This window comes from Streptomyces albicerus, from assembly GCF_008905045.1.
GTDB classification, from domain to species: Bacteria; Actinomycetota; Actinomycetes; order Streptomycetales; family Streptomycetaceae; genus Streptomyces; species Streptomyces albicerus.
Genome location: NZ_VWMY01000005.1, coordinates 55880 through 72419 on the forward strand (window position 1 = coordinate 55880; position 16540 = coordinate 72419).

General features: G+C 70.7%; 18 protein-coding genes. 10 read left to right on the top strand and 8 right to left on the bottom strand.

The features are described from left to right. The first annotated feature begins 53 nt into the window (after positions 1 to 53). A complete protein-coding gene (locus GAS53_RS05405) occupies positions 54 to 440 on the top strand; it encodes a PPOX class F420-dependent oxidoreductase (RefSeq protein ID WP_151476263.1) in 387 nt (128 codons plus the stop codon). 213 nt (positions 441 to 653) lie between these two features. Next, positions 654 to 1433, top strand: coding sequence for a neocarzinostatin apoprotein domain-containing protein (locus GAS53_RS05410; RefSeq protein WP_192582968.1), 780 nt, complete (start codon positions 654 to 656; stop codon positions 1431 to 1433). On the opposite strand, the gene GAS53_RS05415 is transcribed toward GAS53_RS05410, so the two are convergent. Continuing rightward, on the bottom strand, positions 1398 to 1889 hold the full coding sequence (locus tag GAS53_RS05415) for a GNAT family N-acetyltransferase (RefSeq protein WP_151476265.1): 492 nt from the start codon (positions 1887 to 1889) through the stop codon (positions 1398 to 1400). The two genes, GAS53_RS05410 and GAS53_RS05415, sit on opposite strands and share 36 nt — an antisense overlap. 37 nt (positions 1890 to 1926) lie before the next feature. Further along, positions 1927 to 2943, bottom strand: coding sequence for a zinc-binding alcohol dehydrogenase family protein (locus tag GAS53_RS05420; protein WP_192582981.1), 1017 nt, complete (start codon positions 2941 to 2943; stop codon positions 1927 to 1929). A 260-nt stretch (positions 2944 to 3203) separates the two neighbouring features. On the opposite strand from GAS53_RS05420, the gene GAS53_RS05425 reads away from it, so the two are divergent. Together GAS53_RS05425 and GAS53_RS05430 are read left to right on the top strand one after the other, a co-directional pair. Then, entirely contained in the window at positions 3204 to 3635 is a 432-nt protein-coding gene (locus tag GAS53_RS05425; protein ID WP_225858759.1) for a peptidase inhibitor family I36 protein, read from the top strand. A gap of 165 nt (positions 3636 to 3800) precedes the next feature. Continuing rightward, positions 3801 to 4379: a DM13 domain-containing protein gene (locus GAS53_RS05430; RefSeq protein ID WP_192582969.1), complete on the top strand. Its 579-nt coding sequence runs from the start codon at positions 3801 to 3803 to the stop codon at positions 4377 to 4379. A gap of 69 nt (positions 4380 to 4448) precedes the next feature. On the opposite strand, the gene GAS53_RS05435 is transcribed toward GAS53_RS05430, so the two are convergent. Continuing rightward, on the bottom strand, positions 4449 to 5870 hold the full coding sequence (locus tag GAS53_RS05435; protein WP_225858760.1) for an FAD-binding oxidoreductase: 1422 nt from the start codon (positions 5868 to 5870) through the stop codon (positions 4449 to 4451). Between the two features lie 22 nt (positions 5871 to 5892). Then, complete coding sequence (locus GAS53_RS05440) at positions 5893 to 6813, bottom strand: LLM class flavin-dependent oxidoreductase (protein WP_151476269.1); 921 nt, start codon at positions 6811 to 6813, stop codon at positions 5893 to 5895. Between the two features lie 457 nt (positions 6814 to 7270). On the opposite strand from GAS53_RS05440, the gene GAS53_RS05445 reads away from it, so the two are divergent. Then, entirely contained in the window at positions 7271 to 9487 is a 2217-nt protein-coding gene (locus GAS53_RS05445; protein ID WP_151476270.1) for a tetratricopeptide repeat protein, read from the top strand. Positions 9488 to 9667: 180 nt separating this feature from the next. Further along, positions 9668 to 10180 carry a hypothetical protein gene (locus GAS53_RS05450; RefSeq protein WP_151476271.1) on the top strand — a complete coding sequence of 171 codons (513 nt, stop codon included), beginning with the start codon at positions 9668 to 9670 and terminating at the stop codon, positions 10178 to 10180. A gap of 7 nt (positions 10181 to 10187) precedes the next feature. Here the strand turns inward: GAS53_RS05450 and GAS53_RS05455 are convergent, their stop codons facing one another. Together GAS53_RS05455 and GAS53_RS05460 are read right to left on the bottom strand one after the other, a co-directional pair. Further along, entirely contained in the window at positions 10188 to 10784 is a 597-nt protein-coding gene (locus tag GAS53_RS05455; RefSeq protein ID WP_151476272.1) for a hypothetical protein, read from the bottom strand. Positions 10785 to 10893: 109 nt separating this feature from the next. After that, positions 10894 to 11352, bottom strand: a complete 459-nt coding sequence (locus tag GAS53_RS05460) for a hypothetical protein (RefSeq protein WP_151476273.1) — start codon at positions 11350 to 11352, stop codon at positions 10894 to 10896. Positions 11353 to 11471: 119 nt separating this feature from the next. Between GAS53_RS05460 and GAS53_RS05465 the strand changes: the two genes are divergently transcribed. The 4 genes from GAS53_RS05465 (at position 11472) to GAS53_RS05480 (ending at position 15305) form a co-directional block, all read left to right on the top strand. Then, the gene (locus GAS53_RS05465) at positions 11472 to 12824 is read left to right on the top strand and encodes a sensor histidine kinase (protein WP_225858761.1); all 1353 of its coding nucleotides are present in this window, start codon (positions 11472 to 11474) and stop codon (positions 12822 to 12824) included. Then, positions 12821 to 13423, top strand: coding sequence for a response regulator transcription factor (locus GAS53_RS05470; protein WP_151476274.1), 603 nt, complete (start codon positions 12821 to 12823; stop codon positions 13421 to 13423). Before GAS53_RS05465 ends, GAS53_RS05470 begins: the two co-directional genes overlap by 4 nt. A 250-nt stretch (positions 13424 to 13673) precedes the next feature. Beyond that, the gene (locus tag GAS53_RS05475) at positions 13674 to 14420 is read left to right on the top strand and encodes an SAM-dependent methyltransferase (protein ID WP_151476275.1); all 747 of its coding nucleotides are present in this window, start codon (positions 13674 to 13676) and stop codon (positions 14418 to 14420) included. 162 nt (positions 14421 to 14582) lie between these two features. Then, positions 14583 to 15305, top strand: a complete 723-nt coding sequence (locus GAS53_RS05480) for a peptidoglycan-binding domain-containing protein (protein ID WP_151476276.1) — start codon at positions 14583 to 14585, stop codon at positions 15303 to 15305. Between the two features lie 4 nt (positions 15306 to 15309). Here the strand turns inward: GAS53_RS05480 and GAS53_RS05485 are convergent, their stop codons facing one another. Both GAS53_RS05485 and GAS53_RS05490 read right to left on the bottom strand, forming a co-directional pair. Beyond that, entirely contained in the window at positions 15310 to 15579 is a 270-nt protein-coding gene (locus GAS53_RS05485; protein WP_151476277.1) for an aldo/keto reductase, read from the bottom strand. Between the two features lie 160 nt (positions 15580 to 15739). Then, the gene (locus tag GAS53_RS05490; RefSeq protein WP_151476278.1) at positions 15740 to 16435 is read right to left on the bottom strand and encodes an alpha/beta fold hydrolase; all 696 of its coding nucleotides are present in this window, start codon (positions 16433 to 16435) and stop codon (positions 15740 to 15742) included. Between the last annotated feature and the right edge of the window lie 105 nt (positions 16436 to 16540).

Genomic DNA, 16540 nt, shown 5'->3' on the forward strand with positions numbered 1-16540 from the left:
TCGCTCGTCCGGCCCACACCCCCTGGGCCCCTTGTGCCGCTTAGACTCCCGGCGTGGACAAGACAGCGCTGGAGCGGCTCGGGGCCGGCAAGTACCTGCTGGTCACCAGCTATCGGAAGAACGGCACACCCGTCTCGACCCCGGTGTGGGTGGTCCGCGACGGTGACACGCTCGGTGTCTGGACCGTCGCGGACTCCTGGAAGGTGAAGCGGATCCGCAACCGCGCCGATGTCCTCGTCGGCCCGTGCGACGCCCGCGGCAACCCGACCGGCGAGCAGTTCCCCGCCACCGCCGAGATCTGCGACCAGGACGTCACCGAGCACTACCGCGAGCTCCTGGCACGCAAATACGGCGTCATCGGCCGGCTCAGTCTGCTCGGCAGCCGGTTGCGCCGCGGGAAGAAGGGGACGGTCGGCATCCGCGTGTCGCTGGAGCCGTAGGGGCAGGTCCGGACGTCAGCGCGGCGGTAGGCCGCCGTGATGGCGCCCCGGCCCGACCGGTGGAGCGCCCGTCTCATCGCCGACGCCTGAGGTCCGCCTTCCTGAGGTGACCGAATCAGCTGACCGAATCCACCCTGCCGATTCCTCGCCCGGGACGTCAGGATGCGCCCCGGGACGAATCGATCGAGACGGGAGAGCATGGCGATGAGATGGATGACCAGAGCGCGCCGAGCTGTTGTGGGCATGGTGGTGTTGTGCGGGGGATTACTGCTCACGGGCGTGCACCCGGTGGCCGCCGCCGAGCCCGCCCCGGACCTGAGTGTGGAGCGGACAAGGGAACTCGACGACGGCGCCATCGTCACCTTCCGCATCAGCGGCGGCCCGCCGAGGCAGTACGTGTGGGTCAAGCAGTGCGGCCCCTCACCCTCCGCCGAGACCTGCGACGACGCCACACGGCGGCAGTTCCGGGTACTGCCCGACGGCACGTACCGCCTGTCTCCGAAGAAGCTGTACGCGCTGCTGGAGCCCGACTCGGGCCAGGTCGACTGCCGCACCGCCACGTGCTCGCTGGCGCTGACCGACAACTCGGGTGCGCTGCTCACCACGGTGCCCCTGCACTTCCGCCCGGACGGGCCGCTGGAGGCCCCGCCCACTTTCCGTGCCACCCCTGACCGGGATCTGCTCGACGGCCAGACGGTCCGGGTGACGGGTGAGGGTTACGAGGTTCAGTACCACGTCTCCGTACTCCTGTGTGCCACGGGTTCGGCCAACACGCTCGGCTGCCGCCCGGGAACCCGCCCGCCCGCGACGAACGATTCGGGCCTGATGGACCGTCAGGTCACGCTGTCGGCCGCCTTCACGTCCATCGGCGGCGACACCGTCGACTGCCGTCCCGAGGGCAGCTGCGAGCTCGTCGCCTTCGGCTCGCGGGTCCGCGGGCCGAAGACCGTACGGACCTCACTGCACTTCGATCCCGCTCAACCCGTGCCGTAGCCAGACGTAGTCGACGGGCTGTACGGCGTTCCAGGCCTCCGCCAGCTCGGGACCGACCGGGACGAACCCGACTCCCCGATAGCAGCGCAGGGCTCGGTCGTTGTCCGGATGGACCCGCATGAACACGTCCGAGTGCCCCGCCCGCAACGCCTCGGCGAGCAATCCCTCGACGAGCACGCGCCCGAGGCCCCGTCCGCGGGCCTCGGGCGCCACGATGATCCGTGCCAGTTCGACCTCGTCCTCCTCGGCGTCGAACCACAACTCGCCGTATCCGACGAGCCGTTCACCGTCGACGAGCACGCGAGCGGCCACGTCCGCGTCCTGCTGCCACGCCTCGACGGTCTGTCCGGCCACGGGGAACTCCCGCCGTCCGCACCACATCGCGACCTCCGCGGCGGAGACGGGCCAGTTCGCCACGGTGGTCGACTGGGTGGTGCTGAAGGGGAGCAGGTTCATGGTGTGAGTCCATCCGTGCCGGTCGGTGTCGTCAGGGTCAGTTCCATGGCCCGCCGTCGTCGACGAGCACGGCCGCGCCGTCGAAGCGGCCCGCCTTGAGGTCCTGGAGGGCTTGCGGGGCCTGGGCCATCGGGTAGGGGTGGGTGGTGGCGTGGACATGGTGGCGGGCCGCGAGGGTCAGGAAGTCGCGGCCGTCCTCCCGGGTGTTCGAGGTGACACTGCGTACCTCCTTCTCGTAGAAGAGTTCGCGCTCGTAGGTGAGCGGCGGGATCTCGCTGAGGTGGATGCCCGCGATCGAGAGGATGCCACTGCGGTCGAGGGCCCTCAGGGCGACCGGCACGAGGTCGCCGATCGGGGCGAACAGGATGGCGCTGTCCAGCGGTTCCGGGGGCGGGTCGTACACGCCTGCCGCCGAGGCCGCCCCGAGGTCCAGGGCGAGACGCCGCGCGGCCGGGTCGCGGGTCAGTACGTGGACGGTCGCGCCCTGGGCGAGCGCCACCTGGGCGCAGAGGTGGGCGCTGCCGCCGAAGCCGTACAGGCCGAGGCGCCCGCCAGGGGGCAGGGCGGCGCGGCGCAGCGCGCGGTAGCCGATGATGCCCGCGCACAGCAGCGGGGCCAGCGAGACGTCGTCGAGGTCGCCGGGCAGCGGGTAGGCGAAGGCCGCCGGCACGGTCGTGTAGTGCGCGTAGCCGCCGTCGGCGTCCCAGCCGGTGTAGCGCGAGGCCGGGCAGAGGTTCTCCGATCCGCGCACGCAGTACGCGCACGTGCCGTCGGTACGGCGCAGCCAGGCCACGCCGACCCGGTCCCCGACGGTGTATCCAGTCGCTGCCGCCCCCATTCCCGCCACCCGCCCGACGACCTCGTGGCCGGGTGTCACCCGCGGCCGGTGCACGGGCAGATCACCCTCGCTGACGTGCAGGTCGGTGCGGCAGACGCCGCAGGCGGTCACCCGGACGAGGAGCTCGTCGGGCCCGGGCGTGGGGACCGGTTTCTCGACGAGCCGCAAGGGCCCCTGATCGATCGGTCCCGGCTCGGCCACTTCCCAGGCGTACATCGTCGTCATGTCGTCTCCGTCCCTCCGCGCCGCTTCTTGAGCCGCCGTCAGCCGTCGCCGTCTCCGACGCCGGGCGGAAATCCCCGACTTTGTATTTGATTTGAACGAACCGCATACACGCATCAAATGCGGGGCGGTGCACGAGCGGTTCGCGCAGTGTGGCGCATTTCCACCTTGGGGGCGGATCCGCCGCGCATTAGCTTCACCTCCTGCGTGCAGAGCATTTCAGTCCACGAGGAGGATATATGAAGGCGAGACAATTGAATTCGAGAATTCGGGCCGTGGTCGTGGGGGTGGCCGTGGCCGCCGCAACCGCCCTGGCCGCTCCGACCGGTGCTCAGGCCAGTGAGGCCGCACCGCCCGTGAGCGAGGCCGACCTCACCCGCGCGGCGGTGAGCTGCCCCAGCGAGTACGTATGCTTCTGGACCGGTGCGAACTTCACCGGCTCCAAATGCCAGTGGGACGTCGCCGACCCCGACTGGCAGGGCGGATCCATCCGCTGTTCCTGGTCGGCGACCCACAACGTCAAGTCGGTGTTCAACGCCGGGACCTCCAGTGCCACCGGAGTGGCCTATTACGGCGGCGCCGACTACGTGAACCGCAGGGGCTGCACCCGCCAGCAGCACGGCGGCAACCTCGCCGGTACCTACAAAGTCCGTTCCCACCGCTGGATTTCCGGGTCCTGCGGCTGAGTATCGCGTCCGGGAGCGTCGGGGCCCCGTGACAGCGGACCCGACGCTCCCACCACGCCGGCGCCGACCGCCGTAAGAGTTCCGTCATCTTCTGGCCGGGCCGATACCGCCGCCGATTGAGTTGAATGTGTGCCGACGGAGTTCGAGCGAGCAGGGGATGGGCGCGTGCGCAAGGTGTTGAGCAGGCCGGTGGTCGTGGGGTTCTTGGCGGTGGCTGTCGTCGCCGTCGGCGCGGGACTGTACTGGTTCCAGCCGTGGAAGCTGTGGCAGGACGAGACCGTGCAGGAGGCTCTGCCCGCGGTGACGGGTACGCCGACGGTGACGGGTACACCGACCCCCACGGCCGCACCCTCGGAAGCCGCCGCCGCGTCACCCGAACCGGCCGGACCGAAGACGCTCGCGCGCGGTGACCTGATCAGTCACGAGCACGCGACCTCGGGCGCGGTGAGCCTGCTTCGGCTGGCGGACGGCTCGCACGTCCTGCGGCTGGAGGACCTCGACACCAGCAATGGCCCCGACCTGCGCGTCTGGTTGACCGACGCGCCGGTGAAGGAGGGCCAGGCCGGCTGGGGCGTCTTCGACGACGGGAAGTACGTCAGCCTCGGCAAGCTGAAGGGGAACAAGGGCGACCAGAACTACGTCCTGCCCGCCGACGTCGACCCGGCCGCCTACACGAGCGTGAGCATCTGGTGCGACCGCTTCGACGTCTCGTTCGGCGCGGCGGAACTGGCGCAGCGAGCGTGAGCGCTCAGCTGTGCGAGCGGGTTTGAACCTGCGGGCCGGTGGGGGCTGGTCGCGCAGTTCCCCGCGCCCCTACGGGGCGCTGTACGGCGGGATGTTGTGGTTGAAGCGGAACATGTTCCCCGGGTCGTAGGCGGACTTGAGCGCGACGAGCCGTGCGTACGTCTCCGCCGTGAACGCCTGCCGCACGTCCTCCGGGTCAGTGTGGGCGACGCCGGCCATGAAGTTGAGGGCGCGCATGCCGCTGTTCCACGGGCTGAGGGTGTCGACCACCAGGTCGTGACCGGCGTGGACGGCCTCGTCGTCGCCGATGCCGAGGACGCCCGCCGAGTACAGCTGGAACCGGGCGGTGGGGCGCGCGACCGCGTTCGGCACCCGCGGCGGGCGGGCGAGCGCGCCGCCGAGATGGCGGATCTCGATACCGACCGCACCGTCCGCCTCCGGCCCCGCCAGCTTGAGGATGGCCTCCACCGCGTCATGGTCGAGGTGGGTGAGCTGGAAGTTGTTGATGTGGTACGAGCCCGGGATGGGCGGATCGTTGTGGATGGTGCCGACCTCGGTGTACGGGATGTCGGTGACCGTGTCGAGCAGCGGGGTGGCGATCTCCCGCAGGGGCCTGATGAGCCGGGCGCCCTCGTCCGGCGGGCCGAGGTAGCACAACCGCACGTGCAGGGCGAAGCGGCCGCGTAGTTCCTCGGGCACCCCGGGGGCGTCGGGCCACGGCATCATGAAGAACGAGGAGCTGAGTTCGTCGGGCACCTCGGTGACCCAGGTGCGGTAGCGGTGCAGCACCTCGCGGATGGACTCGGCGGGGAAGAACAGGCCGCCGCCGTAGAGCCTGGAGACCTCGAAGAGGTCCGCCTCCAGCGCCGTCACGACTCCGAAGTTGCCCTTGCCGCCGCGCAGCGCCCAGAAGAGGTCGGGGTTCTCCTCCTCGGTGGCGGTGCGCGGTTCGCCGTCGGCGGTGACGACCTCGATGCGGCGGACATGGTCGGCGGCGTAGCCGTGGCGGCGGCTCATGACGCCGATGCCACCGCCGAGGGTGTACGAGACGGCGCCTATGAACGGCGCCGAGCCGTTCAGCGGGGCGAGGCCGTGGCGGGCGGCTGTCGGGATCACATCCTGCCAAAGGGCGCCCGCTTCCAGCCGCACGGTGCGCCGCTCGGGGTCGACGCTGTGTCCGTTCATCCTCCGCGTCGAGACGAGCAGCGCGGTGTCGTCGGCCGGGAGCGCCACGCCGTGGCCGGTGGCCTGAACAGCGACGCCCAGGCCGTGGTCGCGGGCGAAGCGCACGGCCGTCACCACGTCGGTGGCGTTCGCGGCGCCGACGATCAGCGCGGGCCGGTGCCGCACGGACCGGTCGAAGGCCTCCGCCTCCTCGGCGTAGCCGGGATCTCCGGGGACGAAGACAGGCCCGGCGAGCCTCTCGCCCAGGCGCCTGACGGATCCCGGCGACACGGCGGCGTCGTACTCGGTCATTGCGTACTGAGTCACTGGAGTTCCTTTCTCGCCTCGTTCAGGTCGTGGGCGCCGAGTCCGCGGTGAACTCGAAGGTCGGGGCGCGCCGGGCGCCCACCCGCTCCAGGGCCTCGGCCAGCAGACGCACCTGGTCCAGGGAACTGCTTGCCGGATACAGCACCAGGTCGTCGACTCCCGCCCGGGACAAGGCGGTCAACTCGTCGCGCAGGCGCTCGTCCGAGTCGAGGCAGTCGGCGCGGACGGGCCCGTAGTACGGCGATTCCTTTGAGCCGTAGTAGTGCGCCACGTACTCCGAGGTGACGTCCTTCGCGTCCGGGCCGCAGCAGAAGTAGCGCGCGGTGAGAATCTGCGGCCGGCCGGGGCGATCGGCCCTGGCCCACTCCTCGCTGACGGCCTTCACCCCGTTCGCCAGGAGATCCCGGCCCAGCACCGGAGCCACCCAGCCCTCGCCGAAGCGGGCCGCCCGGGCGAAGCCGGCCTGGGCGAGGCCGCCGATGAGCAGCCGGGGCCGGCCCGCGCCGGGCAGCGGGGTGGGCCCGGAGTCGCCCTTGACCTCGCCGTTCCAGACCCGGCGCAGCTCGGTGAGGGTGTCGTCGAAGATCTTGCCGTGCCCCTTCGCCGGCGCACCGCTGGCCGTGAAGTCGTCGGGCCAGCCGCCGATGCCGAGGCCCGCGGTCAGCCGCCCGCCGGAGATCAGGTCGACCGTGGCCAGCTGCTTGGCGAACAGCACCGGATTGCCCCGCCAGCCGACGTTCAGCACGCTCGTGAACAGCTGGACACGCTCGGTCACCGCGGCCGCGACACCCAGGGAGACCAGCGGATCGAGGATGTCGTAGACCAGGCGGTCGATCGACCCCAGGGAATGGAAGCCGAGGCGCTCACTGTCCTGTGCCCACTGCCCCACCTCCCGGGGAGGACGTCCGGGAACGGCGATCGGCAGACCGATTCCGATCTTCATGCTGCCTCCGTCTCGACCTGGGCGGCGAAGACCCGCCCGTTTCCGTTTGCGCGTCCTGGGGGCGCGCTGACATCACGTTCATCACGCTATTCAGGGAGCGGCGCCACGGTCTTGAACGGATCGGACGCCTTCCCGGCGGTGCGCGGGAGGCGGAGCGGGCACGGGGCGAGCAGGCGGGTTGCGAGCAGACGGTTGCGAGCGCGCGCGTGGCACCCGGGGCAGCCCTCCCGCGACGGCCGTGACGGAATTCGTCCGCGGTGAATCCCTGAATCCCCAGTGAATTGCCGAAACGAATTCCGTCGTATTTCTGCGGGACAACGGAAAGGATCGTTGACGCGGCGAGAGCGTGGTGCCAACGTGCTCGCACCAGTCCTCCCGGCCGGCCGGGACCCGGGGTGGCGTCGACCCGACGCCACCCGCTGAACGGCGCATTGAGGCGAACGGAGGACTTGTCGCCATGTCAACAGCCAGTGGAGACCCGACAACGGGGACTGCCGACTTCTCGGCGGCGCCCTTGGCCGACGCATCCGCCCCCGACGAGTGGGAGCACGGCCAGGACGCGATCTCGGGTCAGAGCACCACCGAAGTGAGCGGTACCGAGCAACAGTCGACGGCCTGGGAAACGGCGGAGCACGCCGAGCCGGGCGCCGCCGTCCCCGCCTACCGCCCCACCCGCGGCCGCTACCGCGGCAGCAGCGGAGGCTACGAACTGGATCTGCGCGTGGACGTCGACAGCGTGCCCGGCGGCCCGAAGGTCTTGAGGAAGGTCAGCGGAGACTTCTTCAGCACGGGTGGCGGCACGAAGGCGTACTTCGGCTCGTTCATCGTGGACGCGCCGACCGTCTCCTGGACCGCGACCAAGGTCGTCATCAGGGGAGTCGCCGAGTACACCTGGAAGACCGCCTACGAGCTCGTGCGGGTCACCATCCCGCGCAGCAGGGCGAACCAGCGTCCCGGAGCGGCGACCGTGGAGTTCCTCCGCCCGCCGGGCCAGCTGGGCGCCACCTACGTCTGCCCGTTCGTCTCCCCGTATTTCCGCACCGTCGAGTGGGAGCAGGACTCCGTGACCGGGGCCGTGCCCTTCCTCTCGTACGACACCGGTTCGCTCCCGCAGCCCGCCAACAGCCCGGCCCGGATCCTCACCGTGCCCCGGGCCTACGCCGAGGCCGGCATCGAACTCCTCGTCTCCGGCACCGCGAACGTTATCGCGAACAGCCAGAACGGCTGGACCAACACCGAACTGCACGCCGCGATGGAGACCAACTTCAGCCTGTGGCGCAACGCCCCGCAGTGGAAACTGTGGCTGCTGGTGGCCAGCAGCTATGAAGGCATGGCAGGCGTGCGCGGCATCATGTTCGACGCCGCCGACGCCTTCCAGCGGCAGGGCTGCGCGGTCTTCTACGACATGGTCCAGGGCAACGACCCCGAGTCACAGCGCGCCATGCTGCGTACGTACGTCCATGAACTCGGCCACTCCTTCAACCTGTTGCACTCCTGGCAGAAGAACCTGGCCCAGCCCCCGGCTCCGCTCGGTGGCAACAACGGCTTCGCCGACCTGTCCTGGATGAACTACGCGCAGAACTACCAGCCGTTGAACGGGAACGGCGGGGCGGCCGCCTACTGGGGTGCCTTCCCCTTCCAGTTCACCGACAACGAGCAGATCCATCTGCGGCACGGTTTCTACCGGAACGTCATCATGGGCGCCAACGCCTTCGCCACCGGCGCCGCCGACATCGAACCCGAACTCTTCGACGAGCCGCTCACCGACGAGTCCGGGCTCCGGCTGGATCTGCGCGCGGACAAGAACGGCTTCTCCTTCGGTGAACCCGTCGTCGTGGAGCTGAAGCTGGAGACGACCGACCTGCGCGGCCGCTCGACGCACAACCACCTCCACCCGGACGACGAACTCGTCAACATCGCCATCCGGCAGCCCTCCGGCCACACGGTCCTCTACCGGCCGCTGCTGCGCCGCTGCGTCGACCAGGACCAGACCGTCCGGCTGGACGCCGGCAGGCCCGCGATCTACAGCAGTGCCTACATCGGCTACGGCCGCGACGGGCACTACTTCCAGCAGCCGGGCACCTACCAGCTGCGCGCCGCCTATCTGGCCTCCGACGGTTCCCGGATCGTCTCGCCGGTGCTGCGGCTGGGCGTCAGGCACCCCGTCAGCCAGACCGACACCCAGCTCGCCGAGCTGATGATGGGGGAGGAGCAGGGGAAGATCCTCGCCCTGCGCGGCTCCGACTCGCCGTCTCTGCGATCCGGCAACGACGCGCTCCAGGAGATCATCGAACGGCACGGCACGCACCCGTTCGCCGTGTACGCCCGGCTGGCCAAGGGGCTCAACTTCGAGCATGAGTTCAAGAGCCTGAGCCCGGACAAGACCGAGCTGACCGTACGGCCCCCGGACCCCAAGTCCGGGATCGAACAGCTCGCCCAGGTCGTCAAGGTCTCCGAACAGGGCAAGGGCGTCGACAACCTGACGCTCAACCTGGCCACGCGCCGCCTCGCCCGCGCCTACGCACGCCAGGGCGACCTCGAAGAGGCCAACTCCACGCTCGACCGGCTGATGCGGCACTTCGACACACCCGCGTTCAAGCCGTACGTCGTGGACGCCGTACGCAACCAGGTCGACACCACGAAGGCGCGACTCACCGCCGAATTCGGCGGCTGACCGCGCGGAGGAGGGCACTCACGGGGGACCCCTCCGCCCGTGAGCGCCCTCCCTGTGACTGTGTGCCGGTGCCGGTGCCGGTGCCTGTTCCTGTGAGCCTGTGACTTGCCGGGCGGCTGTGGCAGCATCGTCAGGCCCCGGACAAGGGGAAACAGGAAGGCGCCTGGAGGGAGCCGCCGCATGCTCGACCTCGTCCTGTACGGGCCGAGCGGTACCCAGCCCCTCGGGCGCCCGGCTCCCGTCCGGGTGGAGATCCGCAATACGAGCGGTCGCGAAATCTGGATCGCGGGCGTCCTCGACGGCTCCGAGAGCGGACTGCGCTTCCCGCGCTACCTGCCCGCCGTGACGCGTACCGAGGACGGCGTCGTCGTCGCGCGCCCCGCTCCGGCCGAGGACCCTCTCGTGGGCCCGCTCCGACGGGGCGACCTGCGCCGACTGGCGCCGGGCGAGTCATTCGACCCGACCACCGGCCCCGGCTGCCTCCCGCTCATGACCTTCGCCCACTTCGTCCCCGAGCGCTCCGGCCGCTGCCGCTACACCCTCACGCTCAACACCGAAGCCGCCCGGCCAGAGGACTGGCTGGGCGGCTTCGGCCTGCCGAACGGCATCGAGCGGGAGGAGCTTCTGGCGCTCGTCGCGCGGGTGCCCCGTACGACGGTCACGGCCGCTCCACTGGACGTGGACTTCCGCTGAGGAACGGTCATACCAGGAAGAGCAGTTCTACGGCGACCAGTACGTCCACGACTCCGCACCACTCGGCGAACGACCGGGCGACAACCTTGTCGAGCTTCAGATGGACGAAGTCCCAGACGCCGTGGAAGAACCAGCCGGCCGCCACGAGGTAGCGGCCCAGGTCCGGATCGACCGCGAGCCCCACCAGTGCGAGCGCACCGAAGACGACCGCCCCGGCCGCCTGGACCCCGAAGGTGGCCGGTCCGTGCGGTGTCCCGCGTACGGCTCCCCAGACCAGGAGAACCAGGGCGAGGGCGACGAAGACGGTGGACGGGGCGACCGCGTCCTGCATACGGAGGGCGACCATGACCGCCAGCCCCGCCCCGAGCACGGGCCAGGTCGCCCGAGGCCTTCCTGTCTGATTGACGATCAGGTACAGCAGGGGCAGCAGGGGCAGGGCTTCCCCGAATCCGCCGACTGTGTCGGCCAGGTCCTCCGAGCCGCCTCCGATCATGCCGGGGACCGAGAGCGCGATCGCCAGCGCCGTCGGCCAGCGTTGCTTGAGCACCTCGCCAAGGGATCGCCCTTCCGGCGTCGTATGCGGTGTCGGTGTCGGGACAGTCATGACATTCCTCCGGATCTCCGTCTCGTGAGGTCGTACGGGATGGTCGCGAGGTCGTACAGGGCGTACGGGGGTACGGGGCGTTCGGGGCGTACGGGAAAGGGGCGCGGATTCAGCCCCCGTACTCGGCGCGTCGGCGGAGCATGACGAGGAGCATCAGCGGAAGCATCACCAGGTGTTCGAGGGTGATCATCGAGTCGGGGGCGATGACGTCCAGCCAGAGCAGCGGGAACAGCGCGAGCGCGGGCACGAACATCGCACCGCACATCTCGAGGGTGCTCGCCCAGCCGTGGCCGCGCCGGCGCATCCACACGGCCATGCCGACGGACATGTCGAACGCCATCTCCAGGGAGGCCAGTTCGGGATGCCGGGTCGCGGAGAGCTCCGTACCGGCGAGCGCCAGGATGCCCCGTGTCGCCGCGCCGAGGACCAGCATCCCGACGACCATCGCGACCAGCATCTCCAGGTAGTGGCGGGCGAAGTGCCACCTGCTGCCGTGCCGCTCGCCCGGCGCCCGCCCGGAGCGGGCCGGTGCGACGTCCTGAGTCTGCTGAATGTGCCGTGTCTGCATGACGGGCTCTCTTTCGATACCGGGGTGGGGTATTTCCGATGCGTTCAGACTGCGCCGTGGCCGGGACCGCGAGTAGTGCCGAACCCGCATGCGGGCGCGTGGAGTTGTCACGTCCGCGCATGACATCTGTCATGCCGGGACGGACCGCACGGCACACCGCCCGATCGGTCGGCTTCGGAGACAATGGCCGGATGCGGGACGGGGTGAACGATCGCGGGACGGGGCTCACGGGCTTCCGGCGCTACACGTGGTGGGCCGTGCCGGGCACGGCCGCGTGCTTGCTGCTCCTCTTCGTCGGCGCATGGGTCCTCGACGAGGACGTCGAGATCTGGGCCCGCGGTCCGGCCGCCGCCGCTCTGGCGGTCGAGGTGGCGGCGAGCGTGGTGCTGCTCAGCAGGCGGCTGGCGCTGCTGCCGGTGGCCGACGCGCGCCCTGCCGGGCCGCCCGCGGGCTGGCTGACCGCCGCATGCGCGGCCGGGGTCGTGCTCGCGGTCTTCCCGTTGGCCGTGCGCGACTACGGGCTCTGGGCGGTCGCACCCGCCATGGTCGTGGCGATCGTCGCGACGTACCTCCCACCGCGCCGCAGGCGACTGCTGATCGTCTGCGCCGTGGTTCTCGCCCTGGTGCCCGGCGGCGTCGTCAGCCTGGTCGAGGGTGACGGGGAACTGCTGTACGCCGCACTGTTCCCGGCCGGTCTTGTCGCGTTCACCGTCTGGGTGATGCTCGGCCCCTTGTGGGCCTGGGACACCGCGCGGCGGCTGAACGAGGCGCGGCGGCTCGAGGCGGAGGTGGCGGTCAAGGACGAGCGCCTGCGGTTCGCCGCCGACCTGCACGACATCCAGGGCCACCACCTCCAAGTCATCGCGCTGAAGAGCGAGTTGGCGGCCAGGCTCGTCGAGGTGGACCCGGCGCGCGCCGCCGCGGAGATGAAGGAGGTGCGGCGGCTGGCCGCCGACGCACTCAGCGACACCCGTGCCGTGGTGCAGGGCTACCGCCGGACGACTCTGGACGACGAGATCGCCAACGCGACCCGGGTGCTGGCAGCGGCCGAGATCGACGCCAGGATGACCGTCGAACCCGCGACGGCCACCACCGACCTCGCCGAGTCCGCCCGCCACCTACTGGGCCTTGTGATGCGGGAGGCCACCACCAACGTGCTCCGGCACAGCAGGGCACGGCACGCCGAGGTCGACTACCGCGTCGCCGGCGGCTTCGCCCGGCTGCGGGTGAGCAACGACGGCGCCGACGAGCACCCGGCCGCCACCAATGGCACCGGACTGAGCGCGCTCAGGGAGCGACTGCGGGTGGTCGGCGGCGAGTTGACCTGGGACCACGGCGGAGCTCGCTTCGTGGTCGAGGCCGCGCTGCCGGCGAACCCGGCCACCCTGGCCGGCCCCGTTCACCCGGCCGGCCCCGCCAACCCCCTCGACCCGGCCGGCCCGGCGAACTCTGGGAACGGAGCGGCGCGTTGATCCGACTGCTGATCGCCGACGACGAGGACCTTCTCAGAAGCGCGCTGGCCGCCCTGCTCGGGCTGGAGCAGGACCTCACCGTGGTCGCGGAGGCGTCCACCTCGACCGACGCGGTACGGCTGGCCCGCGAACACCGCCCCGACATCGCCGTCCTCGACCTGGAGATGCCGCCCACCGACGGACTGCGCGCCGCCGAGGAGATCCGGGCCGAGCTCCCGACCCAGATCGTCCTGGTCACCCGGCACGCCCGGCCCGCGGTGCTGCGCCGCGCCCTCGCCGCCGGAGTCCGCGGCTTCGTCCCCAAGACCACCGCCGCGGCCAGACTGGCGGAGATCATCCGCGACATCGCCGCCGGCCGCCGCTATGTCGACCCCGACATCGCCGCCTCGGCGCTGACCGAGGACGACTGCCCCCTCACCGACCGCGAACTGGAGGTCCTGCGCGCCGCCCGCACCGGAGCCTCGGTCGTCGAGATCGCCGCCGTGGTCCACCTCGCCCCGGGCACGGTCCGCAACTACCTCTCCGCCGCCATGTCCAAACTGGGAGCACCCACCAGGCACGCCGCCGCGCATCACGCCTGGCAGCAGGGCTGGATCTGACCCGGGGCCACAGTGATCGGTCCACCGGTCGTCGACGGCCATTCTCATCCCCGCCTGATTGCCCAGCCCTGTCGCCGCCGCGGTTAAACCGTTGGACAGGGCCTGACGAGTGGTCCTAACCTCGGCCGCTCCGAGTGTTGGTGTCTATCGAGTGGGGTGCAGGAGATGACGGTCCAGACGATCGCGGCCGCGTACGACGGGTCGCGTACTCCAGCCATCATGACCTCCTCGGACCTAAGGAATCCCAGAAGTGGATCTGCCACGTAGCTTCACCATCCGCGAGAGCGGACACCGCATTCACAACCCGTTCACCAGCGAGAAGCTGGCCACCCTGGGCCGGGCCCTCGACCCGGCCCCCGGGACGCGGGTGCTCGACCTCGCCTGCGGCAGCGGCGAGATGCTGTGCACCTGGGCACGCGACCACCAGGTGACCGGCACCGGCGTGGACATCAGCACCGAGTTCCTCGCCAAGGCGGGCGCCCGGGCGGCGGAACTCGGCGTCGCCGACCGGGTCGCCTTCCAGCACGGCGACGCGACCGGCCATGTAGCCGACGTGCCCGTCGGCATCGCCGCATGCCTCGGCGCCACCTGGATCGGCGGTGGAGCGGCCGGCACCGTCGAGCTCCTCCGTCGCAGCCTCGCACCGGGCGGGATCATGCTGATCGGCGAGCCCTACTGGCGCCGCGACCCTCCGGACCAGGCCACCATCGAGGGCTGCTACGCCACCAAGAAGGACGACTTCCGCCCGCTTCCCGAACTGATCGAACTCTTCGGTCGACTCGGCTGCGACGTGGTGGAGATGGTCCTCGCCGACCAGGACAGCTGGGATCGGTACGTGGCCCCGCAGTGGCTCAACACCCGACGCTGGCTGGATGCCCATCCCGACGACGAGATGGCGGAGGAGATGCGCGCGGATCTCACCGCCGGGCCCCTGCGTCACGTCCGGTATCAGCGTGAGTATCTGGGCTGGGGTGTCTTCGCACTGATGAACCGCTGAGGCGCACCGGGTGGACCCCGCTGACGCACAACAGGGGCGGGGTTCACCCGGCACCTCGGCACACGGTCGATCCCGACGGCGCTCAACTCGGCGTCCCCGAAGGTGAACTTCCGGGCGGGGGCACCCGTATCTCTCCTCAGTACCGCCCGGAGGGAGAGCAGGTTGTCGACATCGTCCGACCCCGAACTGCCGCCGAGCCGGTCGGCGCTGGAACCGACCCACGTCATGCGCCGCCGCCGGCCAGGAGCTCTGTCGGAGCTGGTGCGGCAGGTGCAGGAGAGAGAACGCGACCTGGACGACGGCTTCGAAGTCGTCGCCGTACCGGCAGCCGTTGCCACCGCTCTGCCACGGACGGCGGAGGACGACACCCAGGAACTGCCGCCCGTCGTCGTGGACTTCGAGAGCGACCGGGACTACCGACAGGTCTTCCGGGACGACACACGCGACCGCCCGGTCGTCCGCTCTTCGGGGCACAGGCATCCGACGTTGTTCCGCCGAACGGCGCTCGCCGTCGCCGCGGTGGCCGCCGCCCTGGCGGGGTTCAGCGCGGCACTGCTGCTCACCTGGGACCGGAACGACGCCGATGCCGCGCAGGCGCCGCCCCCACCCCCGGCCGCCTCGTCCGCGCCTGCCCCGTCGGCCGCCGACCCGGACGGCGCCGGCACCCTCCGCGAGGGCGACAGCGGCCCGGAGGTGAGCGACCTGCAGGAACGACTGCTGCGCATCCCGAACGTGTACGACGGCGGCACGGCCAGCGGCGTGTACGACGCCACGCTGACCGCCGCGGTGGCCCGTTTCCAGCTCTGGTACGGCATCCGGGGCGACGAGACGGGCGTGTACGGCAACGACACCCGCACCGACCTCGAATCCCGCACCACGTCCTGACGCGCTACCTGTTGCCCTCCAGGAGCTCGAGGAACCTGCGGGCGAAGAGGTACGCGTCGCCCGGCCAGCGCGCCGGAGGGCCGGGCTTCAGGTGGTGCCCGATGCCGTAGTGCGGCGACGTGTCGAAGTTTCGGATCCCGCTGTCCGAGGCCTCCGTCAGCGCCCGTGCCGCGGTCGTGTCGTCGAGCGGTTCGAAGAGCCCGCCGAGCGGCCCGCCGCCGAAACCGAGCTCGGTGATCTCCACAGCGGTACGCCCGAGTTGGTTCGTCCTCATCCCGCAGGCCCGCCCCATGAGACACGGCGCCGTCACGACATGGTGTCCTGACGGCGCCGCAACTCCAACTGCTTTTGCGGGACGGGCGGACAGCGAGACGGTGAGCGGAAGTCGCGCCCTGCGAGCGGAGCCGGCCTCGTCCATTGAAATCCGAAATCCCTCAGATCCATCCGTCGAGTGATCGCATGAACCCGTCGAAGTCGTCCCGGTGGATGGTGTGCCCGGCTCCGGAGACCGTACGGACCTCGAAGTGGGTCCTTCGTAGATGCGCGGCGTCCTCGGCACCGATGAGGAAGCTCGGATCGGCGAGCTGCACCAGCGAGGGCACCACCGGCTGCGCGGGAAGAAACCCGAGCAGGGGCTGTCCGCCGAGGAAGTAGGCGGTGTCGGGGTCCCAGTCCGCGAGCGTGGCGAGTTCGATGTCGACGTCGGCCTCGTCCCAGCGCGGATTGAGCTGGGTGATGTGCTCCCGGGTCGCTTTCTTGCCCGCGACGAACGCGGCCGCGTCCACGCTCCGGTCGGGCGAGGTCGTGGCCCACACCGGGTCGCAGTACACCGCCCGGCGCGGCCGCAGCCGGTCGACCGCGAGCGAGAGGGCGAGTCCGCCCAGCGAGTGCCCGATGGCCACGTTGGCCCCGGCGGGAAGGGTGTCCACGAGGTCACGGGCGAAGAGGGCGGGGCTGTACTCGCCCCGCGGCGACGCCCCGTGACCGCGCAGATCCGCGGCGATCACCCGGTAGCCCCGCCCGGCGAGCGCCGGCCCGACCCGGTGCCAGGTGCGGGAGTCGGACATGATGCCGTGAACGAGCACGGCGGTCTTGTCGCCGGAGCCCCATGTGCGGGTGTTGAGCTGCACGTTGCTGCCTTTCTCGCTGTCGCTGGAACGCCGCCGATACGTTCCCGGCCCACCTGAACCGCGCTGCCGGCCCAGCCTCTCCCGGAGCCCACACCCTGGTCCACA